Below are 24,508 nucleotides of genomic sequence, written 5' to 3' on the forward strand. Positions count from 1 at the left end.
CATGCAAATGGATATGCGTAATTCTGACAGCATGGCCGCACGACCACGATAATGCAATGCAGCAAACGGACCGTCGCATTGCGCCACTTTATCCGGCATCATGACAAATGAGGCATACACTGCGCTATGCCTTCAATTTTCTTAAGGTCAAGAATTATGTTTTCGCATGATTTTATTGAAAAAAATGCCGCGCGAACGCTGCGGTTTGGCATTTTCTGCGTTCTGGCAGGGTTTGCCCTATCTCATGCATCCGCGGCCACTGTGGGTGGCGAAGCCGTAAAAACCAAGGAAATCAAGTATCGCGACGGCATTATTACTTTTTCTATTCCCAAACACTGGGTAGAGGAATACGAACCCGAGGGCGACGGGATATTCTATGAGAAAGGCGAAAACACTGGAAAGCTGCGGATCAATGTGATCACCGTGAATTTGCCCAAAATGGTTACAGCAAATTCAGGGGCCAAGGCGCTGTGTATTCTGAAAGACATCAAGTCCTCCGAAGTCGATAATCTGCCGAATGGAAATGCAATAGCAAAAATTATCGAGCGCACTACCGAGCAGGGTCAGGCTGTTACGCATTACTGGTGGTACGTTGCACGCCCGATTCCGCCGCAACACGTACGATTGGCGACATTCTCCTACACCATTCGCTCAGCGTTGGAAAATTCGCCCGGTACGGATGCAAAGCTTCAGTTTCTGGAAGGCGCCATACGAAATACCATATTTCACCCGCTGCACGACCTTTGACATTTCCGGGCATGAGTCCGGCCTGGAAACAAAAACGCCCATCCTTCGACGGGCGTTATGGAAAAAAACCGGGATTTCACCCCGGCTTCCCCTGATTAACTGCCCATATCCGTGAAATCCAGATCCAGATGAGGAGAATCCACATCCACCAGATTCTGGTCAATCATCTCCCAAGTATCCGCATCGACGATGTCTTCGGCAGGATGGTGTGCAAAAGCCGAAAATGAAGTCAGCAGGGAGGCAAGTACAGCAACTTGAAGTGCTTTTTTCATAAATCAATTCCTGTAAAATTAAGAAAGTAATCAACGAATCATTCAACCCGTCGCGTTCACCCGCCAAATGGCTGAAACGCTGTTGTGACCGTCGATGTGATGCATGGTAGGGAAAATAGGTTTCCGGGCTATATCACGCGGGTAACAAAGCGTAACAAGATGTTTCATTGCCCGGTAATGCAGCCCGACGTGGAACCGCCCATGTATTTATCTCCGGAATCCGTCCAGCAAGCCGTGTGCTTTTCTTCTAGAATGAGCGCCTTGCAACTTCCGAACAAAGCCATGCGACTGATTCTCGCCCCGATGGAGGGGCTTGCTGACCAGGACATGCGTGATGTATTGACCCGCCTGGGCGGCATTGACCTGTGCGTTGCCGAGTTCGTGCGCGTCACCCACCATCTGCTGACCGAGCGCGTGCTCCTGCGCACGGTGCCGGAGCTGGCCAACGGCGGCTGCACGCGTGCCGGGGTGCCGGTACGCGTGCAGTTACTGGGCAGCGACCCGGTATGCCTGGCTGAAAATGCCGCACACATCGCGGCTCTTGGCGCACCGGGCATCGATCTCAATTTTGGCTGCCCTGCCCCCATGGTCAATCGTCACGGTGGCGGCGCGGCCCTCCTGCAATATCCGGAAACCATACACACCATCGTCGCCGCCACGCGCCGCGCCGTGCCGCAACACATCCCCGTCACTGCCAAGATGCGCCTTGGGCTGACGGATACCTCGCTGACGCTGGACTGCGCCCGCGCCATCGAAGCAGCTGGCGCCGACGAGCTCACCGTCCACGCCCGCACCAAGACCGACGGCTATCGCCCGCCCGCGCACTGGGAGTGGCTGGCCCGCATCCGCGAGGCCGTGAAACTGCCGCTGGTGGCGAATGGAGAAGTGTGGTCGCCGGAGGATTGGGAAAACATTCGCCAGGTCAGCGGTTGCAGCGACGTGATGATCGGGCGCGGCGCCATCGTCCGCCCGGACCTGATGCTACGCATCAGGACAGGAGAGGCGGCCATGCCCTGGCCCGCCTTGCTCCCGTGGGTGGTGGATTACTATCAGCGCCTGCGTTGCCGGGTGGAGGCAAAACACGCGCCAGGGCGGCTCAAACAGTGGCTGGGCATGCTGCGCAGCGCCTACCCGGAGGCAGACATGCTGCACCAGACCTTGCGCACCGAGCGCGATCCGGATGCAGTGGGAAGAATGCTGCTGGGGCGTTAACGTAAAACACGTTTTGTTGAAGCGTGAAGTCACTCGCTACGCTTTGTTTGTGAAGCGTGAAATGTAAAAACACCCGCACTTCGACAAGCTCAGTGCATCGCAGATGCCTGCTCCTCGTACCCAGCTTCATCGGGTATTACATTTCACGCTTCACAGCAAGGGCAAAGCCCGAGCGGTTTCACATTTCACCTGTCGCCTAGAGACGCCTACTTTTGGTTCATGATCTAAGGCGGCGATTCGCCATGACAGTTAAGGCAGAACCTTGTCGATGACGATCGCGACGTCCTGCTGTCCGAGCTTGACGGGGCTGACCCGGCCAAGCAGATCGCCGCTTTGCGTCATGGCCTGCCCCGACTTCGATACGCGCGCGCTAAGCATGACTTCGGCGTGATTTGAAAGTTTGTCATTGGGCGTCATGGCAAGCGAATCGTCCAGCGTGAAACGATAGGGAAGCTGTCTGGCTTCGATTTTCAGACTGGCTATCGGCATTTTCGGGCCTTTAGGCATCTGTGCGTAAATGAACACCGCATCGCCAGGGGCTACCTTGCCGGCAAATTCACCGCTCAGCGAAACCGTACCTGAAATGGCCGCAGCCGTTCCGGTCTTTGTTTCAACGGCTTGTGCGGGAGAGCTTTGGGCGCTTGCCACAGACAGGTTGTCCAGCCCGGCCAAACCGCCGGCCCTCTCGGCATCCCGGATTGCCGCCCTGATTTGATCGCCATAAGCATCATCCGGAGACATGAGCTGAAGCAAGCTGCGCCAATAGGCCGCTGCCTTGGAGAAGTCCTGGGCCTGATATGCAGCGCTTCCTGCAAGATTCAGCGCCTTCCCTTCCCGCGGGTTCAGCTTCAGCGCCTGATTAATCAACTCCTGCGGCTTGCCCTGCAAGTTTCCGCCCTGCGTCATGGCATATGCGTCGGCGTAGTCCGCCAGCACGCCGGCATCACCGGGAAGGAGCTCGCTGATTTTAGCGAAAATCCGCGCCGCCTCGCCATATTGCCCGGTTGCGCCATAGCTGCGCGCCAGCATGTGCCAGCCAGGAATATCATCAGGATTTTTTTTCAGCCGGTCTTCAAGCGCGGCAATCATGGGGGCGGCATCGTGCTGCCCTTTTTCGGCCATTGGGGGCGGGGCACTGCGCTGCATCATGGCCGCATCGGGGTTGCCCAGGGCAACATAAATCCCGATCGCCAGCAACGGGATCGCCCCGGCAAGCGCATAGCCCAAGCCACGGCCCGTCTGGCTGGCTGCCACCGGAGCGGCTTCCACCGGGACGTCCTCGCTCAGACGTTTCTCGATTTCAAGCCGTGCATCGTCGTAGAGTTGTTGCTCAAGTTCGCCGCTTTCGAGATCGGCCTTCAGTTCCGCCAACTGATCATGGTAGATGGCAATGTTGGCAGCCTTGCGGTCGACGTGATCTGACTGGATATGGCGCCGCAACAGAGAGGGCAGAATGAATGCCAGCGCAACCCCGATGAACAGGAGAAAGAGTACCCAGAACAGTGAAATAGCCCAGAAATTGCTCATGATTTGTTTCCGTTGTTGCCAAGGAGAGCTTCCACGCGTTTCTTTTCTTCCGCGGACAAGGATTCACCGGCAAGGCGCACGCCGCGCCGTTTAAGGTAAAAATAGAAACCGCCTCCAGCGCCAGCCAGCAGCACGAAGGGGCCAAACCACAACAGCCAGGTCAAAGGCTTGAGCGGCGGTTTGTAAAGCACGAAATCGCCATAGCGATCGGTGAGATATTCGATCACCTGGTCATTGCTTTTACCGGCTCTCAGCTGGTCACGGATTTCCTGGCGCAGATCCTGTGCCAGGTCCGAGCGGGAGCCCGCCAGCGATTCGTTCTGGCACACCAGGCAGCGCAAATCCTCGGAAAGAGTGATCATGCGCTGCTCCAGCACGGGGTCTTCGGCAATCGGCACGGCCTCGCCAGCAACGGCAAACAAGGGAAGCCAGAGTGCAAGCGCGACCATCCCGGCTCGCTGCGCGAGTTTCATTACAAGTGTCATTGCTGCAACTCCTTCGCCAGGGGAAGAATTTTTTTGTCCAGGATTTCCGGTGTCAGGGGGCCGGTATGCTTGAGGCGGATGACGCCTTTTTTATCGACCAGATAGGTCTCTGGCACCCCATACACGCCATAATTCATCCCCGTCCGCCCATCGGTATCCATAACCGTCTCGACATAGGGGTTCCCAAAACGCGCCAGCACGGCACGCGCATCGCTGGCCTGATCCTTGTAATCCATGCCGTAGATCGGCACGCTGCCCTGCCGCGCCAGGCTGAGCAGAAGATCGTGCTCCTGGCGGCAGGAACCGCACCATGAAGCCCAGACATTAAACAGCCAGACCTTGCCATGCAGATCCGCCGGACTCAGTTGTTTGGCCGGGTCGGACAACAGGGCGAGCTTGAAATCGGGTGCAGGCTTGCCGATCAGCGGCGATGGCACTTCACGCGGATTGAGCTTGAGACCGATGCCGAGAAAAATCACCAGCACGATAAAAATACCCAGTGGAATCAGAAAACGCTTCATGCTGCGGCCCTCCCCTTCTTGCGCGAGGCGCGGTAACGCCGGTCGGTAATCGCCATGAAACCGCCCAGGGCCATCAGCACCGAGCCGATCCAGATCCACACCACAAACGGCTTGTGGAACAAGCGCACGCTCCAGGCGCCGTCTTCCAGGCGCTCGCCAAGGGCGGTATACAGGTCGCGCGTCAAGCCGTAATCGATCGCCGATTCGGTGAACGGCATGCCGGAAGCCACGTAAATGCGTTTTTCCGGGTGCAGCGTGGTGAATGGCTTGCCGTTCTGGCTTACCTCAAGCGTGCCGCGCGCACCCGTGTAATTCGGCCCGGTTATATCCGTGACGCCGTCGAAGCGGAAGGTGTAGCCCTGCACCGTGACTGTTTCGCCAACGGCCATGCGCATATTGCGCTCGACCTGATAGGACGACACCATGGTCACGCCTATGACGGTCACCGCCACCCCCAGGTGAGCCAGATGCATGCCGTAAAAGTTCGCCGACCAGCCTGCGCTGGTGCGCACCCGGGCACGCACGCCGATGGCCACGGTCACAACGATCCAGAGAGCCAGCAGAATCCCGAGGGAAACCATCGGCTGCCACGTACCCTGCGTAAACGGCAACAGCAATGCCGCCACCACGCTGGCGCCGAAGCCCCACTTCAGACGGTGAGCCAGCTCAGGCACATTCACCTGCTTCCAGCGCGTCAGCGGTCCGACGCCCGCGAGGAAAATCAGCGGCGTGACCAAAGGAATGAATACGGAGTTGAAATAGGGTGGCCCGACCGAGATTTTGCCCAGCCCCAGCGCATCGAGGAACAGCGGGTAAAGTGTGCCCAGCAGCACCGAACCGGTCGCCGTCAGGAGCAGGATATTGTTCACCATCAGGAACGATTCACGTGAAATCAGTGCGAAACGGCCGCCCAGACCGACCTTGGAAGCGCGCATGGCAAACAGGAACAGTGAGCTGCCAATCACCGAAGCCAGGAATATCAGAATGAACAGGCCGCGTGTCGGGTCAGTGGCGAAGGAGTGGACCGAGGACAGCACACCGGAACGGACCAGGAAGGTGCCGAGCAAGCTCAGGGAAAATGCGCCGATGGCCAGAAACACCGTCCACGCCTTGAAGCTGCCACGCTTCTCGGTCACGGCCAGGGAATGGATCAGCGCCGTGCCAACCAGCCAGGGCATCAGCGAAGCATTCTCTACCGGATCCCAGAACCACCAGCCGCCCCAGCCCAGTTCATAATAAGCCCACCAGCTGCCCATCATGATGCCGATGGTCAGAAACGCCCATGCCGCCGTGGTCCAGGGACGCGACCAGCGCGCCCAGCTGGCGTCCAGCTTGCCGGACAGCAGCGCGGCTATCGCGAAGGCAAATGCCACGGAAAATCCGACATAACCCATATACAGAATCGGCGGATGAACCACCATGCCCGGGTCCTGTAGCAGCGGGTTAAGATCGGAACCGTCCATGGCCATATCCATGCGCAGGAAAGGATTTGAAGTCGCCAGCATGAACAGCAGGAAGCCGAAGCTGACCAGGCCCATCACGCCAACCACCCGCGCCACCATGTCATCGGACAGATGACGGCTGAACAGGGTGACCGCCACGGTCCACATGCCGAGGATAAAGGTCCACAGCAGCATCGAGCCTTCATGCGAACCCCAGGTGGCGGTGAAACGGTAAATTTCGGGGAGGCGGGAATGGGAGTTGCGGGTTACGTTTATGACTGAAAAATCGTTGCTCAGAAACGACCAGGCCAAAGCGCAAAAAGCGATGGCGACAAACAGGAACTGCGCTCGCGCAGCCGGCCTGGCGACCGCGATCCAGGCCGGATTATTGCGCGCAGCCCCCACCAGCGGCAGGACGCCTTGAACCAGCGCCAGCAGCAGCGCCAGAATTAATGCGAAATGGCCAAGTTCTGGAATCATTGTTTACCTTTCTGCGTTGAAGCTGAGTCTTGTGGAGTGATCAGGGTTTTCTGGGATTTTTGCGCCTGTTCGAGGGCGTCTGCGGCCTCGGGTGGCATGTAGTTCTCGTCGTGCTTGGCCAACACCTGCTCGGCCACGAACACGCCGCCGGGATTCATGCGCCCTTCCGCCACCACGCCCTTGCCTTCCTTGAACAGGTCGGGCAGGAGTCCCTTGTAAGTCACGGGAATGGTCTTCGCCGTATCGGTGATGCGGAAATGCGCGGTCACGCCGTCAGGCTCGCGGCGCAAGCTGCCATCCTCGACCAGCCCGCCAATTCGGAATGCCCGCTCGAGCGGCGCCTCGCCGTTGGCAACCTGGGTCGGGGAGAAGAAAAACACCAGATTGCTCTGGAAGGCGTTGAGGACCAGCGCTGCCACCGCGCCCAGCGCCAGCAACACCACGGCAATCAGAATCAGTTTTTTATGTCGTGACTTCATTGGCTATCTGTATCCTTTTCAGCCTTGCCATATTTCACCGCGCGCAGCGCCTGCTTCAAGGCATTTTGCCGCCGCGCCCTCAGGAGCAGTACCTCGCCGGCGACCAGGACGGCTGCCGCTGCATAAGACCCCCACACGTAGAGGGCATATCCGCCCATGTGGAAAAACTCGGACCAGCTATTCCAGTTCATACCTTGGACTCCAGCATTTGGGCAACCCACTGGCTATTTCGTTCACGCTCCAGAATGATGCTTCGTGCCCGTGACAGCGCCGCCGCAATGGCATACATCCATACCGCGAATGCCATCACCAGCATGCCTGTCAGCATGATGGTGGCCATGCTCGGCGCCTTGGCCACGCTTACCGAAGCGCCCTGATGCAGGGTATTCCACCATCTGACGGAAAAATAGATGATCGGCACGTTGACCACGCCTACCAGCGCGATCAGGGCGCCGGCGCGGTCGGCGCGGCGCGGATCGTCAATCGCGGCCTGCAGGGCCATGAAGCCGATGTAGAGAAAGAACAGGATCAATTCCGAAGTCAGGCGCGCATCCCATACCCACCATGCGCCCCAGGTCGGCTTGCCCCACAAGGCTCCCGTCCACAACGCGACGAAAGTCAGCATGGCCCCGGTGGGCGCCAGCGCGCTCATCATCATGAAAGACAGGCGCGTATTGAATGCCAGCCCGATCGCCGCCCAGACGGCCATCACCACATAGATGAACATCGACATCCAGGAGGCGGGCACATGGATGAAGATGATGCGGTAGGATTCGCCCTGCTGAAAATCCGTGGGGGCAAGAACGAACCCGATGTACAGCCCGGCCACCGAGAGCAAAGCGGCTGCGGCATAAAACCATGGGGCCAACCTGCCGGCAAGGTTGTAAAAAGTCGCCGGAGAAGAATATTTGTACCAGTTAATGCTGTTCATTATTCAATCGAAATCCGCAATGCCGCCGCCACCGCCCAAGGCGTCAGCAAGAAGGCCAAAATCAAAATACCACCCAGCAATGACAGGTGCGCTTCCGCGCCCAGCCCAGACATTGCACCATCCACCGCGCCAGCGCCAAAAATCAGCACCGGGATATAGAGCGGCAGCACCAGCAGAGAAACCAGCACGCCGCCGCCACGCAAACCCAGGGTCAAGGCCGCCCCGACCGCACCAATCAGGGACAGCACCGGCGTACCGAGCAACAGCGAAAATATCAGCACGCCCAGTGCCTCGGTCGACAAACCGAACTGGATTCCCAGCACCGGCGCCACGAGAATCAGCGGCACCCCGCTCACCAGCCAGTGCGCCAGTACTTTAACGGTGATCCAGACCACAGGCGGTGTCGGCGTTAAAACCAGTTGCTCCAGCGTGCCATCGGCGTAGTCGCTGGCGAACAGCCGGCCCAGCGAAAGCATGGCCGCAAGCAGCGCCGACACCCACACCACGCCGCCGCCCATCAGGCGCAGCAGCTGGGTGTCAGGCCCCACGCCAAGCGGAAACAGGCTGGCAACGATCACGAAAAAAAACAGCACGGTAAGCACATCCCCGCGCCGCCTCATGGCCAGCATCAACTCGCGCCGCAATAAAGCAAAAGCTGTTTGCATCATATATTTATTACGCCAACTGCAAGATTCTGGGCTCAATACCCGGAATCATGACTGGCTGGTGAGTGGTCAGCAGAACCATGCCACCGCGCTGCAAATGCTCACCAATCAGGGACTGCACCAATTGCAGCGCAGCCTGGTCAAGCGCGGTCAGCGGCTCGTCCAGAATCCACAATTTAGCCTTGACCAGCAGCATCCGGGCAAGCCCAACGCGCCGACGCTGCCCTTGGGACAGCGATTTCGCGGGGAGGTTCAGGCAATGGCCCAAACCAAGATAGCCAAGCGCACCCTCGACTTCGTCCCGGCCCAAAGGAACCCCGGCCAGCCGGCAGGAAAAATCGAGGTTTTCGAAAGCGCTCAGATCCTCCTTGACCGCCGGGGCATGCCCGAAATAGGCCATCTCGGCGTGATAGCTTTCGCGTGCCGCGTCAATTTTTTCGCCGCGCCACAGAATATCGCCGAATTCCGGCGCCAGTAAGCCACACACCATGCGCAGCAAGCTGGTTTTGCCACTGCCGTTAGTGCCTTGCACCAGCAACAGTTCACCCTCGCGCAAAATAAAATTCAGGTGGCTGAACAGCGTACGCTCGCCTCGAACACAGGCGAGGTCTTTCCCTTCCAGCATCAATAAACACCCTAATCTTGAACCAGCGTCCTGCCGGCAAGCCGCCAAAAAAGGAGCAATTGTACTGGATAAAATCTAAAAATGGGCCCATTAACAATCAGACGCTCACAAAATTTGGTGTTTTGGAACGGGCCCCAGGAGTGGCAGGGTTCAGTCTATTCAAGCAGGCTTTTCCAGCTCTTTGAGTATCGACATCACCAGCCCCTTGCCTTGAGCCTCCATGCCCCGAGTCAGCAAATCCGCATCGCGCTCTCCATTCACCAGGCGGCGCATGATTGCTGCCAGGCGCGCCATATCTCCACCGGCGCCACTCATCTGCTCAGCCATGCTGGCAAGCAATTGCAAAGCCTGCGCATCCCCGCTGGCCGAAGCCTTGATTATTGCCGCCAGCCCCGGAGCGGCTGCGCCAGAATCCGCCCTGGCCTGTGGGTCCGGGAGCGTGGCCGGGTTTTTGATGCCCTCCAGAATCGCCCCGGCAATGATGAGATCCTCTTCATCCAGGCCATTCAGCAAGCTCGTGTCCCGCTTGCCGTCAAGTATCTGGCGTATTGCCTTCATGAGCGCGACCCAGCCATTTTCCTCCGACACCTTGATGAGCGGCGCCAGCGTGGGGATCAAATCACGCTGGTGGCACGCCATCACCACGCGATGAATCAGAGCCGCATGGATTTGCAGGATTTGCTGGGATTTTTCCGGTAAAACTGACATTTCAATGACCTTCGGTAAAGCGGATGATATGGCGGCGATCCCGCTTGGTAGGACGGCCCTTGTGTTCGAAAACGGGCTCGACTCTTAATTGTTCCTTGAGGACAGCGCGCGCCGCAATGCTTTCAGGGGTTTCCTCGTACAGCAGCGCCGCTTCGCTGGCCGGGCCACGGCGCTCCGACAGGGCGCGCACCTTGACCGTGATTTCATAAGGGCCCTGGCGAATACTCAATTCATCGCCGGCATGCACGGCTCGCGCTGGCTTGATGCGCTCGCCATTGCAATGCACCTTGCCGCCATCCACCGCCTGCGAGGCCAGCGAGCGCGTCTTGAAAAAACGTGCGGCCCACAGCCATTTATCGATGCGGACCTTGGCTTCTGCCGGGGCATGGGACATCAATGCAGGTTCTGCGACGCCTAGGCGGGCGCATCCATGGCAAACGCCTGCTCGGCATCCACCTTGTCAAAGACGTAATGCTTGTTGCAGAACTCGCAATCCACCTCGATCGCATCCTGCTCCTGCAACATCGCCCGCACTTCCTCATGCCCGAGCATGCGCAGCATTCCAGCCACGCGCTCGCGGGAGCAGGGACAATGGAAACTCACCTCCTGGGGATCGAACACACGCACATCTTCTTCGTGATAGAGGCGATGTATAATCTGCTGTGCCGGCAGACCCAGCAATTCCTTGCGCGTCATCGTAGAGGCAAAATGCACCGCTCGCTGCCATGAATCCGGATCGCCTTCGTTTTTTTCCGGCATCTTCTGCAACAGCATGCCGGCCGCACACTGCTCATCCGCACCCAGCCAGAGACGAGTATCCAGTTGTTCGGAACGGCTCATGTAATCTTCCAGCGCATCCGCCACCGACTGCCCCACCAGGTCGACAACGCCCTGATAGGTCTTGCGCCCGTCGCGCGGGTCAATGGTCATGACAAAGCGCCCCTGGCCCAGCAATTCCGCCAGCGAGCCGCCAGCGACCTCGCCCTCCCAGTGTGCCATCGCGCGCATGGTCAGATCGCTCATGCACTCGACCACCAGCAACTTGACCGGCCCGTCGCCCTGCATCTGCAAAATTATGGAGCCGGAAAACTTGAGTGACGCCGCCAGCAGGGCTGCGGCAGCCATCAACTCACCCAGCATCCCGCGCAACACGGGCGGGTATTCGCGACGCTCCAGCACCGCCTGCCAAGCCGTATCCAGATGGACAATTTCGCCACGCACGGCGGCGTGTTCAAACATGAATCGTTGCAGACTATCCCGGTTTTCCAAGGCAATTTCCAAGGCTGAAATAAGCGCCATATTCTACATCCTGATTGACAAAGGGGATAAATAAAGTAAAATGCGCGCTTCGTTTGGGACGTTAGCTCAGTCGGTAGAGCAGCGGACTTTTAATCCGTTGGTCGGCGGTTCGAATCTGCCACGTCCTACCAGATGAAAAAAAGGGGTTACAGGAAACTGTAACCCCTTTTCATTTCCGCGCCATTCCAGAGAATGCAGCAAGCCGGGCGCGCACTTCTCCATTAATAATCAGCACTGGCAAACAACATGAAAAACAGCATCGATGCCCATGTCGAATTTTCTTTCCAGGGAGAGTCATATGCTCCATTTGCGACAATAGCCCTGGACGAATTACTCGAACATCACGGGTCCATTCCGCCGCTGCATGCGATCCTGGCTGAAAAACATGGCATCGACACCTACTCCTATCTCTACGAAGTCATGGAGCAGGCGGAGATTGTTTTCGATAACGCCCAGGGGCTGGCTGCCGGGTTCCTGAGCAGCGGGGTGTTTGATGCCGAGGCATTTGCCGCTCACTGGCGGGAAAACCGGATCCTGGTCCGTTTGCAGGCAATTGCCGCAAGTGAATTGGGCATTGACCATCTTGAACAGCATCAGGCGCTCAAAAACGCGTTATTCCGGGCCTACCACGCTGGCAAGGGTTGCGTGGATTAGCTTAAGCACCCCCCTCAGCATCTCACTACTGATAAATCTGCTCTTGCTAACTCATAAATAAAATTGATGCTGCTATAATGGCGCGGCAATTTTGGAGTGATACCGCATGCAAATTGATGACCCGGCACTATATGAACTCGCCATCGAAATGGGCATTACCGATGAAGAAGTCAAGGCGCGCAAGGCTTTCCTGGAGTTCGACGACACCGACATCGCGCGCCTCAGGATATTGCACGAGGAACTGAAGGATGCGCGCGCGGAGGTGGTCGATGCCTTTTACGACCACCTCCTTTCCTTCGGCGAGACCCGCGCACTGCTCGGCGATGACAGCTATGTCGAGCGCCTCAAGCAAACCCAGAGCCAGTATCTCGACGGCCTGACCGCGGGTGAATACGGCGGCAGCTATGCCCGCGACCGCCTGCGCATCGGCATCGCGCATCAGCGCATCGGACTGGGGCCCAAATGGTATCTTGGCGCCTACCACAAATATCTTTCCATGCTTTTTCCCCATCTGTGGAAGGCGGGCGGCCTTGCCGATCACGCCACCCTGGAGAACATGCGCGCCCTGCTCAAGGTGGTCTTCTTCGACATGGGCATCGCCATCGATACCTATATCCACGACCGGCAAAAGAACATCAGCTTCAAGATGTCGCAACTGGCTGCGCTCAACCAGGTGGCCGCCGCACTCACCTCTTCGCTCAGCCTGCGCGAAGTCCTCGACGAAGTGATGCGCTGCGCCATCGCCTTCACCCATTCGCGCGCTTCCTGCATCGCCTTTTACGACCAGGCCGAAGGCCTGTTCAAGGACTGGGTGACCCAGGGGCTGTCCGAGCGCTTCGTCAGCCGCATGGCTTTCCGGCGCGGCGGCCTGGCAGATCAGGCATTCACCTCCGGCGCCCATGTGCTCAGCAACGACCAGCCCGGCACCCGCTACCCGCTCAGCGATCTGGCGCGGGAAGAGGGGATCCGTTCCTTCGCCTGCCTGCCGCTGACCTTCCACGACCAGCACTTGGGCGTGCTGTATGTGTATCGCGATGACCGCGACGATTTCCGCAATGACGAGATCGAACTGCTCACCACTTTCGCCAACCTGGCGGCGGGCGCGGTCAACAACGCCCGCCTGCACGCCAGGATGACAGACCTGGCCAGCATGGACGGCCTGACCGGGCTCAGCAACCGGCGCACCTTCGACGAGCGCCTGAGCATCGAGACCGCGCGCAGCACGCGCTACCAGAACCGCTACTCCATGCTGATGCTGGACGTGGACCACTTCAAGCGGGTCAACGACGCCTACGGCCACCCGGCCGGAGACGCGGTGCTGCGCTTTCTGGCCGGCCTGTTGCGTTGCCAGGTACGGACCACCGTGGACATGGTGGCGCGCTTCGGCGGCGAGGAGTTCGCCATCCTGCTGCCCGAAACCGACAAGGCCGGCGCCTACTGTGTTGCAGAGAGGATCCGGCGTGCCATGGAACAATCCAGAATCCCGCTCCCCAACGGCGAGAGCATCGGCGTGACGGTGAGCATCGGCGTCTGCGGGCATCCCGACAGCGGCTATTCCGCCGGAGAGATTGTTGCGAATGCGGACAAGGTGCTCTATCGCGCCAAGCAGGAAGGACGCAACTGCACCCGGGTATTCGGGGATTTGCCCGAACCCGTCGCCTGCCCGGCTTGATGCCGCCCAACCCCTCCCGGCCTCCAACCCCCCTCAGTCCCCCCTTGTCAGGGGGGAAGCCGCTTGCCTCCTCCCCTGTCCACACCCCCCTGGGGGGGGTTAGGGGTTGAATGCCCTGCAGAGCGAGCCATTTCAACGCGCACGGTAAACCATTCAAACCCGACATCGGCTAAGATGAGGAAACCAGACAAGCCGCCTACGCCACGATGCTGAAAAAATTCCTGCCCTACCTGATTTCGGAATCCACGCCTCTTAGCCTGGGCGAGAAGCTACGCGCCACCTTTGCCGCCTTTGCCGCCACCCTTGTCGTGGGGCTGGTCAGCAGCCAGTTCCTGCAGGGCAGCGGCTTGCACATCATGGTCACCTCCATGGGCGCTTCGGCGGTGCTGCTGTTCGCCGCCCCCCACAGCCCGCTCACCCAGCCCTGGCCGCTGGTCGGCGGGCACCTGATCTCCGCCTTCATCGGCATCGCCTGCGCCAAACTGGTGCCGGACTTGTGGATCGCCACCGCGCTGGCGGTTTCCCTCTCCATCCTCGCCATGCATCTCACCCACAGCCTGCATCCGCCGGGCGGCGCGATTGCCCTGATGGCCGTGCTGGGCAGCAATCACGGCCTGGCCAGCGACTTTTCCTTCGTGCTTGCGCCGGTGGGGCTCAATGCCCTGCTGATGCTGCTCATGGCGCTGATACTCAACAACCTGCTGGGGCGCCGCTACCCCGCCCGCGCCTTCCCGGCCCGGGACAAGAAACACCAGCACGACGATCCCAGGCCGCTCGACCGCATCGGCATCGACAAGAACGACCTGCAGCAGGCCCTGCGCGACATGGACGTTTACCTCGACGTCAGCGAGGCGGACCTGAACCAGGTCTACCGCCGGGCCGACATGCACGCCTACCGGCGCAAGATGGGCGAGATCACCTGCGGTGACATCATGTCGCGCGACATCACCTCGGTCGAATTCGGCACCGAACTGGAGGAAGCCTGGGCGCAACTGCGCTTCCACAAGATCGGCGCCATCCCGGTGCTGGACCCGGCACGGCGCGTGATCGGCATCATCTCGCTGGTGGATTTCCTCAAGCGCGCCAACCTCAAGACCTACGAAACCTTCGAAGACAAGCTGATCAAGTTCATCCGCCGTACCCCCGGCCTGACTTCGGAAAAACCCGAAGTAGTGGGCCAGATCATGGCCACGCCCGCTTTCACGGCGGGAGAGGACATGCACATCCTGGAACTGGTGCCCCTGCTCTCCGACCACGGCCTGCACCATGTCCCCATCGTCAACGCCGAACGGCGGCTGGTGGGCATGGTCACCCAGTCCGACCTGATCGCGGCGCTGTACGCGGGCGGAACGAAGCAGGGCTGAACAGCTACCGCACCTGGAGGCCAGTCTCCATCAAGCAGATGAACCGCCAAGGGCGCGAAGGAACGCAAAGGAATTCAACAAATTAGGAAGAAAAAGGGGACGCTACCCTTTTATTCGTCATCGCTAGTTTTTTTAGCAATTAAAGGTTGCGTCCCCTTTATCCCAACGGGCGTCATCTGCAAATTCAATGGTAGACCCTGTTGATTCGCCAAACGCTTGTTGCATGTAACGATAAATGCGCGTACATTGTTGCATGTAACATACATCGAGGAGAGTTCATATGGCATCTACACATATTAATGCACGGGTTCAGAAGCACCGCGATGCACTACGGATGGCGGGTCTTCGCCCAGTTCAGATTTGGGTGCCGGATACGCGCCGCCCAGACTTCGCGGAGGAATGTCGCCGCCAATCACGCCTGGCCGCTCAGGCAGACATGGCCGACACGGACATGTTGCACTTCATGGATGAAGCGTTGGCGGACGTGGACGGCTGGACGGAATGATGCGGGGCGACTTGGTGACGATCGCCATGCAGGGCGATTTTGGCAAACCAAGACCGGCGCTGGTGATTCAGGCCGACCAGTTCGACGAACAGGCAACGGTGACTGTTTTGCTGGTTTCCAGCACTTTGGTCAATGCACCGTTGTTCCGTATTACGGTTCAGCCAAGCGTGGAAAACGGTTTGCAGAAGCCTTCGCAGGTCATGGTGGACAAGGCAATGACCATGAAACGTGACAAGCTGGGACAGGCCTTCGGACGCATTGATGCGGATACGATGGTTGAGGTTGAGCGTTGCCTGGCGGTGTTTTTGGGTATTGCCAAGTGAGAATAACTGACCGCAATTTTAACCCGGCCAAACATCACCATTGGCGGAAATCAAGCATCACGCGCCAGACGGAAATACGGCATTGTGGCAGGGGGCGGGAGGTGATGCGGATGGAGTGTCACTTTGCATCTTATCTAGACCTGACCCCCGATTCTCGCGGCAATGATTGATGCAGCTACGTAGTTCCCACAGTTGCCCGCAGTGATGATGTGCAGCCGGGGTTCACTTGAACATGAGCAGCCCCACACCAAAGACAATCGCAGCAGTGCCTGTGGCTTGTACGCCCGTGAGTTGCTCCCCCAGAAAGAAATAGGCGAGGAGCGCAGCCACCAAGGGATAGGCTCCGGTAATGGCCAGGACGACGCCGGAGCTAAGGCCCGGGAATGACATGGCTTTTACCAGTAATATGTTCCCCACGGCGCCACTCAGGGCTGCGAGTAAAAGCCATGTCATATTTCCACTGATCTTGTCGACAGGAAAAGGGTCCGAGCGGGACACGGCAATCGAAGCGGAGATGACCGCGCCACAGAGCATGACCAGCGCAACCACCCACTCCCCCTGGATTTCTTTGATGGACAGCAGCTTGTAGGAAAATCCCCATACGCCATAAAGCAGCAGGGCCAGCAGGGTGAACACGAATCCTTGAGTCATTCCCAATCCATCTCTAATTCAAAAGCCTGCTTTATTAACACAAACACTTCGGCAGGCGCAATGAAGGTGCTTGTCGCATGTCGATGGAGCTAGCCAGGTGAGAACCGGTCGCTCTAGCGTGGCAGGGTTTGTGGTGTCTTACGTCTGAGCTCAGCGGCGGCCCATCGGGTCCGTCCGCTGCAGCGAATTGTCATGTGTCTAAATCCACGCGAACCCGCAATTCGGTGAACGCCGCACCATCCACATTTTTATTTATACACGCACACTTGGGGTCAGTGGCATGAATCAAGGTCTGAACCCGTGATTGCGAGTAGGTTGATTGGGTGGTGGATGGGGAAACGGGTGTTTGGTTGTTTGTTTGATTGCCGGGGGCAGCCCGGCGGCTGTTTACCTTTCTTGCTTCGCCAAGAAAGGTAAACCAAAGAAGGCGACCCCCATCCACCGCCCCTTCGGGGTACCCTGCGCTGCTCGCCAAGCCGGGCGGCTGCGCGCTCAGACAGTGCTCGCCGACTGCCCCCGGCTAGCCTGTGCTGCTCGGCGGTGGACCGAGGGGAATCAGCATCAAACCTATCCCCACCCTGTATCAGGTCTGTACACCCTCCCCTTGAAGGGGAGGGTGCGCCCTTACCATGCACATCGCGCTGAAGATTTTTCCGGATGCCCAACGTGGAGCAGCCACCCCCTCCCCTCTGCGCCGCTTCGGATTGGCAGGCGAATTGGGGGCAGTCGGCTGCGCCCTGTCCGAGTTCCGCGGCAGGGCACGTCTTGTGTGCCCTGCTAGGGCGAGTTGCGCAGCCGCCCAATTTGCCTGTCAATCCGAAGGAACCCGTAGGGCGGCGCAGCGGGGTGCCCTTTTCTTTCGTCTATTTTCTTTTGGGCAAGCAAAAGAAATGGACCCGCAGCCGGGCGGCCCCGGCATCAAACATTCGCGAAGCGCACAAAACCATGTGGCTCAGTGCCACGAATCAAGGCATGAAACCGTGGCATCGCATGTGATTTTGCAAGACCTGACCCCGCGCATCGAAGACCTGATCCCGCGCATCGGACCCCGTTGGAATGTTAGAACCGACCCCGTGTGCTCCTTAGTATGTTATTTCTGTAAGTAAGGTAGCAATTCGACAACATCTTCGTCCTTCAAGCAGCGAATGGAAACCCCACAACCATTGTCAACGCGGCGACAGCCGATGAACACTGCACCAATTACCGTTGCACCTAGACGCTTAAATATGGCAGCGGCAGCCTTTAACTGTTCACCTTTCTCACAAAGGTCGTCTACGATCAGGATTCGTGTTCCGGGTGGGACAGCTGATTTAAGGACTTTGAAGATTTTTTGTTTGTTATCGTAATCGCAGAACTTTTCGGTTTCAAAATCCGGAGAAAGCACATCAGGCCCCGTCTTTCTGACAAGCACTAATCCGGCCTTCAGTTCATGCGCGACACTAGCTCCGAGAGGAAATCCAAGTGCTTCAAAACAGGCAACCTGATCAGCTTCAGTTTCGTAAGAGTCATACAATTCTTTTAACGCCTCAACAATTTTGTTGAATTTCGTGCTATCAGATAGCGCAGATAGCAATCTTGCTTCCCACTCGCGCTTGCCGGCTAGAGCACTGCATATTTTGTCTTCCTCCATTGGGTGGTCAATCCATTCTTTGAGGGTTATTGTTGCTGCGCAATTTCCAACTGAATTTTCCGTTCGGACAATTCCTGCATCAATTGTTGCGCCAAATCCCCTAGAGGGTCGCCGCCCATGGCTTCGGTTTCTTCGATGGTCTGCTTGAGTTGAAAAATCTCGGTCTGCTGTTGGGCTTCCATTTCCTGCTGCGCTTCGCTCAAACGGCGGCGTAGTTGCGCGATGCGGCGGATGGCTTTAACGATGCGCGAAGCCACATCGGCACCGGCAATCGCCTCGGGGTCTTGGCCATATTCCTTGATTAGTTTCTCTATGGCCTTCTGGTCGCCGCTCTCATAAGCCCGGTTCACTTGCGCCATCAGCGAGGTTCGGCGTAAGCGCTCGGGTTCCGTGGTGGCGCGGTCGGGGTGCATCAGTTTGGCGGCTTGCCGGTATGCCAGCTTGAGTTCCGGCGTAATCTCCGGCGGTGGGACGGGTAGCGCCTCGACCAAGCCCGCTTCCTCGGCGGATTTTCTGGCCTGCTCCTGCGCGGCCTGCGCATGGGCTTGAGCGGCGACATCGTCGGGGAATTGTGCAACGTGCGCATTGGCAATTTGTGCTTCCAGTTCATCCAACTGCGCATACAGCCGCCCCACGGTTTGGTAATAGCGGTGCTGGAACTGCGCGGTTTCTGTTTTGGCGGTTTCCAGCGCCAGTTCAGCCGAAGTGACCTGCTCTTCAAGCGCGGCTTGTTCGCCTTCCAGGCGGGCGAGTTCTTGTTCTTCGGGGAGCATCATTATTTCCAATCAATACCGAGTTCTTCAAGATTAAGCTGAGCATCTTCATACCCCTGCTCAGCGGCCTTACGAAACCAATACACGGCCAGTTCATAATCTTGTTCAACGCCGTGACCTTCCTCATACATTCTGCCAAGTTGCTGTTGGCCTTCTGCATCGCCCCCCTCTGCAGCCATACGGAACCAATACACAGCCTTTCGATATTGTGATGACAGAATTTCATAGGCATGAGCAAGGGTTGTTTGATAATGGGTATTCCCTTGTTTAGCAGCAAGTTCCATCCAGTAGCTCCCTGGATGATCTTTATCATCAAAACAATAAAGGCAGCCTAGAGCCCACTGACCTCTTGCATAACCCGACTCAGCCGCTTTGAGATACCAACGCTCTGCCAGTTCACCATCTCTTTCAACACCGTGCCAAAATTGATATATTTCCCCCAAATCGCACCATACCTCCGCATCAACATTGGCTTGATTGGTCATGCACCACTCAAAAGCCAATTGCGTGTAGTATCGGGCGGGACCTTCACCATACTCAATATCTTTACGTCCGCTGTAGAGAATGGCTAGCGGGTAATAGGCTTTGCCGTAATTTTCATCGGCCAGTCGCTGAAAGATTTTGAAAGCGGCGAATAAGTCAGGATTGTTGGCATTCCAATGTCTGCTTCCTTCTAATCGGTCAAATACCACTCTCGCCTGCCGGTAGAGCGAATCATTATCCTTCAACAGTGCAGCCAACCCACGCCCCACAAGGCTACCGCGTTGTGACGTTGGCACAACCAGATTCTGTGCGGCAATTACGACTGGTGAATTTTCGCGCTCAGTCATTTTTTGACTGCGCAGCTTGCTGCGCCATGAGGTTGCCAATGTCACTACGGCCTATCATTTTAACGCCGGATTTTTTCGCTAATTCCAGCGCATTGGCGGTAAAAGTGCCGGTGGTCGCGACCCACGCGGCATCACATTGGTAATAGGCTTGTCCCGACAATGCTTCTTGCACGGCCGACACACCGACGCTGCCCATGTAGCGTTTGGCTTGCACCGCGATGCGCCGCCCATCTTTGCTTAGAATAAGGTCGGCACCGTAATCGCCAGTCACCGGGGTAAGTTCTGCCGAGTAGCCTTGGGCACGAAACAATCCGGCGAGAAATTCCTCGAATTCCGTGCCGCTGTGCAGATCAAGATCGCTGGCCTTGGCGTGGCCATACGCCTGTTGCCACACGTCTTGCTCGCGTTTCTCTTTGGACAGAATCTTATGCTGAGTTTTGGCAAATTCCAGCGTGTTGCGCAGGTGGCGTTTTTGCGGGTCTTCTTTTGATGGCGATTCGCTTGGCTGTGCGGGAGGCGTAGTTTTACTTGAAAAAACCTGCCAGACCAGCCATGCAATGCCAGCGAAAAACAGGTAGAGGAATAGGTCTTTCATGACGAATAATTCAGGTGTCTGGGTTAGTGCTTTATCACCCAGTAGTTGGTGGGTAGCGCGTGTGACTCCAACTCAGGCGGCATCTGCCCTGTATTGTCCCCTTGGTCTTTGGATGGTAATTCATTTCGTGATGCCTGCACCGAACCATTGGGCGGAACAATCGCAAATGACTATGGCACAGACACTATTTGCGGTCAATCCGGGCACGAGCGCAATGCGCCCTCCGTGCCGCATCGCCCACGGCGGTACGGGAAGAAATCTAACGCGGCTTGACTCGATAAGTGTTTCCATCTTGATCTCGTAACCTTCCGTAGCCATCACTATCGACGGCGCCGCGTAACCTATCGCCGTTGTTGTTTCTCATGCGTACAGATCCGTCACTTTCGATTTCGCCTCGGTATTTATTCGACGGATCGTAGTCGTTCTTTTTTCGCATTTCGATGTCGGTGCTCCCTCCTATCGAACTGCCATATGTGTCCGTTTTGATCTCATAACTGTTACCCCATGCGAAAGCTGTTGCAGATTGAATAAGTACTACGAAAATTGCCAGTTTATAAAAGTTTTTCATTTTGTTACTCCTCGAATATCAAGATGAGCCAAGAAGGCCCACCTTCGCGGCATTCATTGCCCCCTCGCTCTGCAAGTAAAAACACCCCTGTCTTGAACACGGATGAACGTCAATGGACGTAAAATGCGTTGGCTGATTCTCGTTCGGGCAGGCACTCGGCAGCAAGCAAATAAATAGGGGAATTTTTGTGCTTGGTACGTTATTGAAATGGTTTGACAGGAAAGTTTCAAAAGGGAAACGTGGTGCCAGTGGTTTATCCAAGCTGTATGAGGGTGACCGTGGCATTAACGACCTTGCGGAAAACGATGCCGAATTAAGACTGTGGCTGCCTGTCCCGCTCAAGTCGGGGATGGACGAATGCACGGCAGAAATGGGTATAACCGCTGCAAAATATTTGCGGGAATTCTTGGTTGTCTATTTGTACGGAGCACACGAGCTGCTGCGCATGCAATTTGAGAAAACGGGGCTTTATTACGCGCCACCCCCAGCACCACCCTCGCGGCGGGTATTGTTTTCCCGCGCCTATTCCGTCGATTACATCCCCGGACTCGGCAAGAACATCGCACCAATAAAGCTGCATTTGCACAAAAAGATGAAAGCCGATCTGGAAAGCCTGGCTACGGCCTCCGGCGTACCTCTTGGGCAATTCGTCAGGGAGCTTCTTGTTTCGCATTTTCTCGGACATACGGTTTGGCCGGAACGAAAGCAAAGCTGGACAGCTGATCAGCAAAAAATTGCCGATGATTGGGAAGCCAGAAAAATCGAAGAACACAGCGTAACCGAACCATCAACCGAAGAAGAGGCGGCGATTCAGGGTAAGGTTGAGCATATTTGCTGGTGAAATTGGATCACAGCCATGGCATGGAGACTGCGCTGAACGGCTGCGACATGCACCAGCGGCTGCTGGCGGCTTACGCGAAGCTGACCAACGGCACCAGCAGTTAGCCATCCGGGATCGATACCTCAACTGTCATTGCGAGCGCAGCGAAGCAATCTGATGTGAGCGAGTTCAAAAAGACGAGATTGCTTCGCTGCGCTCGCAATGACAGGCAGCAGCCGGGCTCATGCTAAAATTGCGCGATTGATCAAGGAGCTATTCATGAGTCTTTCCACCCTTACCGCGCTGTCACCCCTGGACGGGCGCTACCACAGCAAGATCGAAGGCCTGCGCCCCTATTTCAGCGAATTCGGGCTGATTCACCACCGCGTGCGGGTGGAAGTGGAATGGCTCAAGGCCCTGAGCCGGGACGCCGCCATCGCCGAAGTACCGCCCTTCTCCGCAGCCACTCTGGCCGAGCTGGACAGGCTGGTTGCGGTTTTCTCGGAGGCCGATGCACAGGCAGTGAAGGATATCGAGAAAACCACCAACCATGACGTGAAAGCCGTGGAATACTGGCTGAAGAGCAGGCTCGCCCGTAACGCCGAGGTGATGAAGGTGAGTGAATTCATCCATTTCGCCTGCACTTCGGAAGACATCAACAACCTGTCCCACGCCCTGATGCTTAAGTCGGCGCGCGACAGCGAGATGTTGCCGGGCCTGGGCAAAGTCATCGCCCGCCTGCGCGAACTGGCGCACGGCCTCGCCGCCCAGCCCATGCTGTCGCGCACTCACGGCCAGCCAGCCTCGCCCTCCACGGTCGGCAAGGAACTGGCCAACGTGGTGTACCGCCTGGAACGCCAGAAGGCGCGCATTGCCGGGGTGGAAATCCAGGGCAAGATCAACGGCGCGGTGGGTAACTACAACGCCCATCTTTCCGCCTATCCGGAAATCGACTGGGAAAAATTCGCCAAACATTTCGTCGAGGGACTGGGCCTGACCTTCAACCCCTACACTATCCAGATCGAGCCGCACGACTACATGGCCGAGCTGTTCGACGCCTTCGGCCGCGTCAACACCATCCTGATCGACATGGACCGCGACATCTGGGGCTATATTTCGCTCGGCTACTTCAAGCAGAAGGTCAAGGCGGGTGAAGTGGGCTCTTCCACCATGCCGCACAAGGTCAATCCGATCGATTTCGAGAACTCGGAAGGCAATCTCGGGCTGGCCAATGCAGTGCTGCGCCACATGTCCGAGAAACTGCCGATCTCGCGCTGGCAGCGCGACCTCACCGATTCCACCGTGCTGCGCAACATGGGCGTGGGCCTGGGCTACACCCTCCTGGGCTACGAATCCGCCCTGCGCGGCCTGGGCAAGCTGGAAGTGAACCCGCAGCGCCTGGACGACGATCTCGACCACAACTGGGAAGTGCTGGCCGAACCGATCCAGACCGTGATGCGCCGCTACGGCGTGGCCAACCCGTACGAGCAGTTGAAAGAACTCACGCGCGGCAAGAGCGGCATCAACCGCGACACGCTGCACGTTTTCATCAAGGGGCTGGCAATACCAGACGCCGAGAAGGAACGCCTGTTACAAATGACACCGGCCAACTACATCGGCATTGCCGTGGAGCTGGCAAAGCGGGTTTAAGCGGAAACCCGCCAGGAATCACCCAGCCAGTCCCTGCCAATCAGGAAGTCCGAGTAAAGCCTGGCCTCTGCCGTACCCGCCTCGGGCTGCCAGTCGTAGCGCCATTTGACGATCGGCGGCAGGGACATCAGGATGGACTCGGTGCGGCCGCCGGACTGAAGACCGAACAGGGTGCCGCGATCGAACACCAGGTTGAATTCCACATAGCGCCCGCGCCTGTAAGCCTGAAAATCCCGTTCGCGTTCGCCGTAGGGCAGGTCCTTGCGCCGCTCCAGGATGGGAATGTAGGCAGGCAGAAAATGATCGCCCACGCTCTGCACCAGGCCGAAGCTGAAAGCAAAATCCTGCTCGCTGAAGTCATCGAAAAAAATGCCCCCAATGCCGCGTGGTTCCTGGCGATGCCTGAGATAGAAGTAATCGTCGCACCATTTCTTGAAGTGCGGATAGTGCGCACCGCCAAAGGGCTGCAGGGCATCGAAACAGCTCTGGTGAAAATGCACGGCATCATCTTCATAACCGTAATAAGGCGTGAGATCCATGCCGCCGCCGAACCACCACACCGGGTCAGTGCCGTCCTTCCTGGCAACGAAGCAGCGCACATTCATGTGCACGGTCGGCGCATGTGGATTGCGCGGATGGAGCACCAGCGACACGCCCATGGCCTCGAAGCTGCGCCCGGCCAGTTCGGGACGGTGGGCACTGGCTGAAGGCGGCAGGCTGGGGCCAAGGACGTGGGAAAAGTTGACCCCGCCGCGCTCCAGAACGCGGCCTTCCTCCAGCACGCAACTGCTGCCACCGCCGCCTTCCGGGCGAACCCAGGAATCGCGGCGGAATGATTTGCCATCCACTTGTTCCAGACGCTCGACGATGCTGCTTTGCAGCCTGAGCAAATAGTCATTGACCTGCTGGGTATCCAAAATCATCCTGGAAACCTCAGTTGGACATGGTGGAGTGTGCGGTTTTTGGGGTGCAGGGCAAGGCGCAACGACGCGGAATGGTCGTTCCATTCCAAGGAGTTGCAACGCAGCCATGCGCCACAAAAACCGTGCAATCCACCATGTAGCGGCGTCGCCAAACGGG

General features: G+C 57.6%; 29 protein-coding genes and 1 tRNA gene. 10 read left to right on the plus strand and 20 right to left on the minus strand.

The genetic code is table 11. The features are described from left to right. Positions 1 to 156 precede the first annotated feature (156 nt). Positions 157 to 747 carry a hypothetical protein gene (locus tag WC392_01140; GenBank protein ID MFA5240958.1) on the plus strand — a complete coding sequence of 197 codons (591 nt, stop codon included), beginning with the start codon at positions 157 to 159 and terminating at the stop codon, positions 745 to 747. Between the two features lie 95 nt (positions 748 to 842). Here WC392_01140 and WC392_01145 read toward each other — a convergent pair whose 3' ends face one another. Next, on the minus strand, positions 843 to 1,019 hold the full coding sequence (locus tag WC392_01145) for a hypothetical protein (protein MFA5240959.1): 177 nt from the start codon (positions 1,017 to 1,019) through the stop codon (positions 843 to 845). A 282-nt stretch (positions 1,020 to 1,301) separates the two neighbouring features. Between WC392_01145 and WC392_01150 the strand changes: the two genes are divergently transcribed. Continuing rightward, on the plus strand, positions 1,302 to 2,231 hold the full coding sequence (locus tag WC392_01150) for a tRNA-dihydrouridine synthase family protein (GenBank protein ID MFA5240960.1): 930 nt from the start codon (positions 1,302 to 1,304) through the stop codon (positions 2,229 to 2,231). Positions 2,232 to 2,480: 249 nt separating this feature from the next. Here the strand turns inward: WC392_01150 and ccmI are convergent, their stop codons facing one another. From ccmI to hslO, 12 genes are all read right to left on the minus strand, one after another. After that, positions 2,481 to 3,758: a c-type cytochrome biogenesis protein CcmI gene (gene ccmI, locus WC392_01155; GenBank protein ID MFA5240961.1), complete on the minus strand. Its 1,278-nt coding sequence runs from the start codon at positions 3,756 to 3,758 to the stop codon at positions 2,481 to 2,483. Then, entirely contained in the window at positions 3,755 to 4,243 is a 489-nt protein-coding gene (locus WC392_01160) for a cytochrome c-type biogenesis protein (GenBank protein ID MFA5240962.1), read from the minus strand. Before WC392_01160 ends, ccmI begins: the two co-directional genes overlap by 4 nt. Further along, a complete protein-coding gene (locus WC392_01165) occupies positions 4,240 to 4,764 on the minus strand; it encodes a DsbE family thiol:disulfide interchange protein (protein MFA5240963.1) in 525 nt (174 codons plus the stop codon). Before WC392_01165 ends, WC392_01160 begins: the two co-directional genes overlap by 4 nt. Then, on the minus strand, positions 4,761 to 6,686 hold the full coding sequence (locus WC392_01170; protein MFA5240964.1) for a heme lyase CcmF/NrfE family subunit: 1,926 nt from the start codon (positions 6,684 to 6,686) through the stop codon (positions 4,761 to 4,763). Before WC392_01170 ends, WC392_01165 begins: the two co-directional genes overlap by 4 nt. Continuing rightward, the gene (gene ccmE, locus WC392_01175; GenBank protein MFA5240965.1) at positions 6,683 to 7,165 is read right to left on the minus strand and encodes a cytochrome c maturation protein CcmE; all 483 of its coding nucleotides are present in this window, start codon (positions 7,163 to 7,165) and stop codon (positions 6,683 to 6,685) included. Before ccmE ends, WC392_01170 begins: the two co-directional genes overlap by 4 nt. After that, positions 7,162 to 7,356, minus strand: a complete 195-nt coding sequence (gene ccmD / locus WC392_01180) for a heme exporter protein CcmD (protein MFA5240966.1) — start codon at positions 7,354 to 7,356, stop codon at positions 7,162 to 7,164. Before ccmD ends, ccmE begins: the two co-directional genes overlap by 4 nt. Next, entirely contained in the window at positions 7,353 to 8,096 is a 744-nt protein-coding gene (gene ccmC / locus WC392_01185; GenBank protein MFA5240967.1) for a heme ABC transporter permease CcmC, read from the minus strand. The genes ccmD and ccmC overlap by 4 nt, the downstream gene beginning before the upstream one ends. Then, positions 8,096 to 8,764, minus strand: coding sequence for a heme exporter protein CcmB (gene ccmB / locus WC392_01190; protein MFA5240968.1), 669 nt, complete (start codon positions 8,762 to 8,764; stop codon positions 8,096 to 8,098). The genes ccmC and ccmB overlap by 1 nt, the downstream gene beginning before the upstream one ends. A 7-nt stretch (positions 8,765 to 8,771) precedes the next feature. Next, the gene (ccmA, locus tag WC392_01195) at positions 8,772 to 9,386 is read right to left on the minus strand and encodes a cytochrome c biogenesis heme-transporting ATPase CcmA (GenBank protein ID MFA5240969.1); all 615 of its coding nucleotides are present in this window, start codon (positions 9,384 to 9,386) and stop codon (positions 8,772 to 8,774) included. A 159-nt stretch (positions 9,387 to 9,545) separates the two neighbouring features. Next, positions 9,546 to 10,094, minus strand: a complete 549-nt coding sequence (locus WC392_01200; protein MFA5240970.1) for a hypothetical protein — start codon at positions 10,092 to 10,094, stop codon at positions 9,546 to 9,548. A 1-nt stretch (position 10,095) separates the two neighbouring features. Then, positions 10,096 to 10,488, minus strand: a complete 393-nt coding sequence (locus WC392_01205) for a S4 domain-containing protein (protein ID MFA5240971.1) — start codon at positions 10,486 to 10,488, stop codon at positions 10,096 to 10,098. Between the two features lie 20 nt (positions 10,489 to 10,508). Next, positions 10,509 to 11,393, minus strand: a complete 885-nt coding sequence (gene hslO / locus WC392_01210) for an Hsp33 family molecular chaperone HslO (GenBank protein ID MFA5240972.1) — start codon at positions 11,391 to 11,393, stop codon at positions 10,509 to 10,511. 55 nt (positions 11,394 to 11,448) lie between these two features. On the opposite strand from hslO, the gene WC392_01215 reads away from it, so the two are divergent. The 6 genes from WC392_01215 (at position 11,449) to WC392_01240 (ending at position 15,911) form a co-directional block, all read left to right on the plus strand. Next, positions 11,449 to 11,524, plus strand: a tRNA-Lys gene (locus tag WC392_01215). Positions 11,525 to 11,639: 115 nt separating this feature from the next. After that, a complete protein-coding gene (locus tag WC392_01220; protein ID MFA5240973.1) occupies positions 11,640 to 12,047 on the plus strand; it encodes a hypothetical protein in 408 nt (135 codons plus the stop codon). A gap of 106 nt (positions 12,048 to 12,153) precedes the next feature. Beyond that, the gene (locus tag WC392_01225) at positions 12,154 to 13,719 is read left to right on the plus strand and encodes a diguanylate cyclase (protein MFA5240974.1); all 1,566 of its coding nucleotides are present in this window, start codon (positions 12,154 to 12,156) and stop codon (positions 13,717 to 13,719) included. Between the two features lie 206 nt (positions 13,720 to 13,925). After that, complete coding sequence (locus tag WC392_01230; GenBank protein MFA5240975.1) at positions 13,926 to 15,083, plus strand: HPP family protein; 1,158 nt, start codon at positions 13,926 to 13,928, stop codon at positions 15,081 to 15,083. A gap of 280 nt (positions 15,084 to 15,363) precedes the next feature. Continuing rightward, on the plus strand, positions 15,364 to 15,588 hold the full coding sequence (locus tag WC392_01235; protein MFA5240976.1) for an antitoxin MazE family protein: 225 nt from the start codon (positions 15,364 to 15,366) through the stop codon (positions 15,586 to 15,588). A gap of 14 nt (positions 15,589 to 15,602) precedes the next feature. Then, positions 15,603 to 15,911: a type II toxin-antitoxin system PemK/MazF family toxin gene (locus WC392_01240; protein ID MFA5240977.1), complete on the plus strand. Its 309-nt coding sequence runs from the start codon at positions 15,603 to 15,605 to the stop codon at positions 15,909 to 15,911. Positions 15,912 to 16,133: 222 nt separating this feature from the next. On the opposite strand, the gene WC392_01245 is transcribed toward WC392_01240, so the two are convergent. From WC392_01245 to WC392_01270, 6 genes are all read right to left on the minus strand, one after another. After that, positions 16,134 to 16,562, minus strand: coding sequence for an EamA family transporter (locus tag WC392_01245; protein ID MFA5240978.1), 429 nt, complete (start codon positions 16,560 to 16,562; stop codon positions 16,134 to 16,136). Between the two features lie 1,090 nt (positions 16,563 to 17,652). After that, positions 17,653 to 18,192: a phosphoribosyltransferase family protein gene (locus WC392_01250; protein MFA5240979.1), complete on the minus strand. Its 540-nt coding sequence runs from the start codon at positions 18,190 to 18,192 to the stop codon at positions 17,653 to 17,655. Between the two features lie 26 nt (positions 18,193 to 18,218). Continuing rightward, positions 18,219 to 18,968 carry a J domain-containing protein gene (locus WC392_01255; protein MFA5240980.1) on the minus strand — a complete coding sequence of 250 codons (750 nt, stop codon included), beginning with the start codon at positions 18,966 to 18,968 and terminating at the stop codon, positions 18,219 to 18,221. Then, entirely contained in the window at positions 18,968 to 19,795 is an 828-nt protein-coding gene (locus WC392_01260; protein MFA5240981.1) for a tetratricopeptide repeat protein, read from the minus strand. The genes WC392_01255 and WC392_01260 overlap by 1 nt, the downstream gene beginning before the upstream one ends. After that, positions 19,788 to 20,390, minus strand: a complete 603-nt coding sequence (locus tag WC392_01265) for a restriction endonuclease (GenBank protein MFA5240982.1) — start codon at positions 20,388 to 20,390, stop codon at positions 19,788 to 19,790. Before WC392_01265 ends, WC392_01260 begins: the two co-directional genes overlap by 8 nt. Positions 20,391 to 20,649: 259 nt before the next feature. Then, complete coding sequence (locus WC392_01270) at positions 20,650 to 20,958, minus strand: hypothetical protein (GenBank protein MFA5240983.1); 309 nt, start codon at positions 20,956 to 20,958, stop codon at positions 20,650 to 20,652. A 202-nt stretch (positions 20,959 to 21,160) separates the two neighbouring features. Between WC392_01270 and WC392_01275 the strand changes: the two genes are divergently transcribed. After that, a complete protein-coding gene (locus tag WC392_01275; protein ID MFA5240984.1) occupies positions 21,161 to 21,799 on the plus strand; it encodes a hypothetical protein in 639 nt (212 codons plus the stop codon). A gap of 258 nt (positions 21,800 to 22,057) precedes the next feature. Further along, positions 22,058 to 23,428 (plus strand): adenylosuccinate lyase, encoded by a 1,371-nt coding sequence (gene purB / locus WC392_01280; protein MFA5240985.1) that lies wholly within the window; start codon positions 22,058 to 22,060, stop codon positions 23,426 to 23,428. Here purB and hemF read toward each other — a convergent pair. Next, entirely contained in the window at positions 23,425 to 24,345 is a 921-nt protein-coding gene (hemF, locus tag WC392_01285; GenBank protein MFA5240986.1) for an oxygen-dependent coproporphyrinogen oxidase, read from the minus strand. The two genes, purB and hemF, sit on opposite strands and share 4 nt — an antisense overlap. Positions 24,346 to 24,508: the final 163 nt, after the last annotated feature.

The sequence above is a fragment of the Sulfuricella sp. genome, assembly GCA_041651995.1.
Classification (GTDB): Bacteria; Pseudomonadota; Gammaproteobacteria; order Burkholderiales; family Sulfuricellaceae; genus Sulfurimicrobium.

Coding starts and splice junctions, on each gene's coding strand:
- WC392_01245 (MFA5240978.1), bottom strand. CDS start 16,562: ATGACTCAAGGATTCGTGTTCACCCTGCTGGCCCTGCTGCTTTATGGC.
- ccmD (MFA5240966.1), bottom strand. CDS start 7,356: ATGAACTGGAATAGCTGGTCCGAGTTTTTCCACATGGGCGGATATGCC.
- ccmC (MFA5240967.1), bottom strand. CDS start 8,096: ATGAACAGCATTAACTGGTACAAATATTCTTCTCCGGCGACTTTTTAC.
- WC392_01200 (MFA5240970.1), bottom strand. CDS start 10,094: ATGTCAGTTTTACCGGAAAAATCCCAGCAAATCCTGCAAATCCATGCG.
- WC392_01205 (MFA5240971.1), bottom strand. CDS start 10,488: ATGTCCCATGCCCCGGCAGAAGCCAAGGTCCGCATCGATAAATGGCTG.
- WC392_01220 (MFA5240973.1), top strand. CDS start 11,640: ATGAAAAACAGCATCGATGCCCATGTCGAATTTTCTTTCCAGGGAGAG.
- WC392_01145 (MFA5240959.1), bottom strand. CDS start 1,019: ATGAAAAAAGCACTTCAAGTTGCTGTACTTGCCTCCCTGCTGACTTCA.
- WC392_01225 (MFA5240974.1), top strand. CDS start 12,154: ATGCAAATTGATGACCCGGCACTATATGAACTCGCCATCGAAATGGGC.
- WC392_01150 (MFA5240960.1), top strand. CDS start 1,302: ATGCGACTGATTCTCGCCCCGATGGAGGGGCTTGCTGACCAGGACATG.
- WC392_01250 (MFA5240979.1), bottom strand. CDS start 18,192: ATGGAGGAAGACAAAATATGCAGTGCTCTAGCCGGCAAGCGCGAGTGG.
- WC392_01160 (MFA5240962.1), bottom strand. CDS start 4,243: ATGACACTTGTAATGAAACTCGCGCAGCGAGCCGGGATGGTCGCGCTT.
- ccmI (MFA5240961.1), bottom strand. CDS start 3,758: ATGAGCAATTTCTGGGCTATTTCACTGTTCTGGGTACTCTTTCTCCTG.
- WC392_01265 (MFA5240982.1), bottom strand. CDS start 20,390: ATGAAAGACCTATTCCTCTACCTGTTTTTCGCTGGCATTGCATGGCTG.
- purB (MFA5240985.1), top strand. CDS start 22,058: ATGAGTCTTTCCACCCTTACCGCGCTGTCACCCCTGGACGGGCGCTAC.
- WC392_01235 (MFA5240976.1), top strand. CDS start 15,364: ATGGCATCTACACATATTAATGCACGGGTTCAGAAGCACCGCGATGCA.
- ccmA (MFA5240969.1), bottom strand. CDS start 9,386: ATGCTGGAAGGGAAAGACCTCGCCTGTGTTCGAGGCGAGCGTACGCTG.
- hslO (MFA5240972.1), bottom strand. CDS start 11,393: ATGGCGCTTATTTCAGCCTTGGAAATTGCCTTGGAAAACCGGGATAGT.
- WC392_01260 (MFA5240981.1), bottom strand. CDS start 19,795: ATGACTGAGCGCGAAAATTCACCAGTCGTAATTGCCGCACAGAATCTG.
- ccmB (MFA5240968.1), bottom strand. CDS start 8,764: ATGATGCAAACAGCTTTTGCTTTATTGCGGCGCGAGTTGATGCTGGCC.
- WC392_01230 (MFA5240975.1), top strand. CDS start 13,926: ATGCTGAAAAAATTCCTGCCCTACCTGATTTCGGAATCCACGCCTCTT.
- WC392_01165 (MFA5240963.1), bottom strand. CDS start 4,764: ATGAAGCGTTTTCTGATTCCACTGGGTATTTTTATCGTGCTGGTGATT.
- WC392_01255 (MFA5240980.1), bottom strand. CDS start 18,968: ATGATGCTCCCCGAAGAACAAGAACTCGCCCGCCTGGAAGGCGAACAA.
- WC392_01170 (MFA5240964.1), bottom strand. CDS start 6,686: ATGATTCCAGAACTTGGCCATTTCGCATTAATTCTGGCGCTGCTGCTG.
- WC392_01140 (MFA5240958.1), top strand. CDS start 157: ATGTTTTCGCATGATTTTATTGAAAAAAATGCCGCGCGAACGCTGCGG.
- WC392_01270 (MFA5240983.1), bottom strand. CDS start 20,958: ATGAAAAACTTTTATAAACTGGCAATTTTCGTAGTACTTATTCAATCT.
- ccmE (MFA5240965.1), bottom strand. CDS start 7,165: ATGAAGTCACGACATAAAAAACTGATTCTGATTGCCGTGGTGTTGCTG.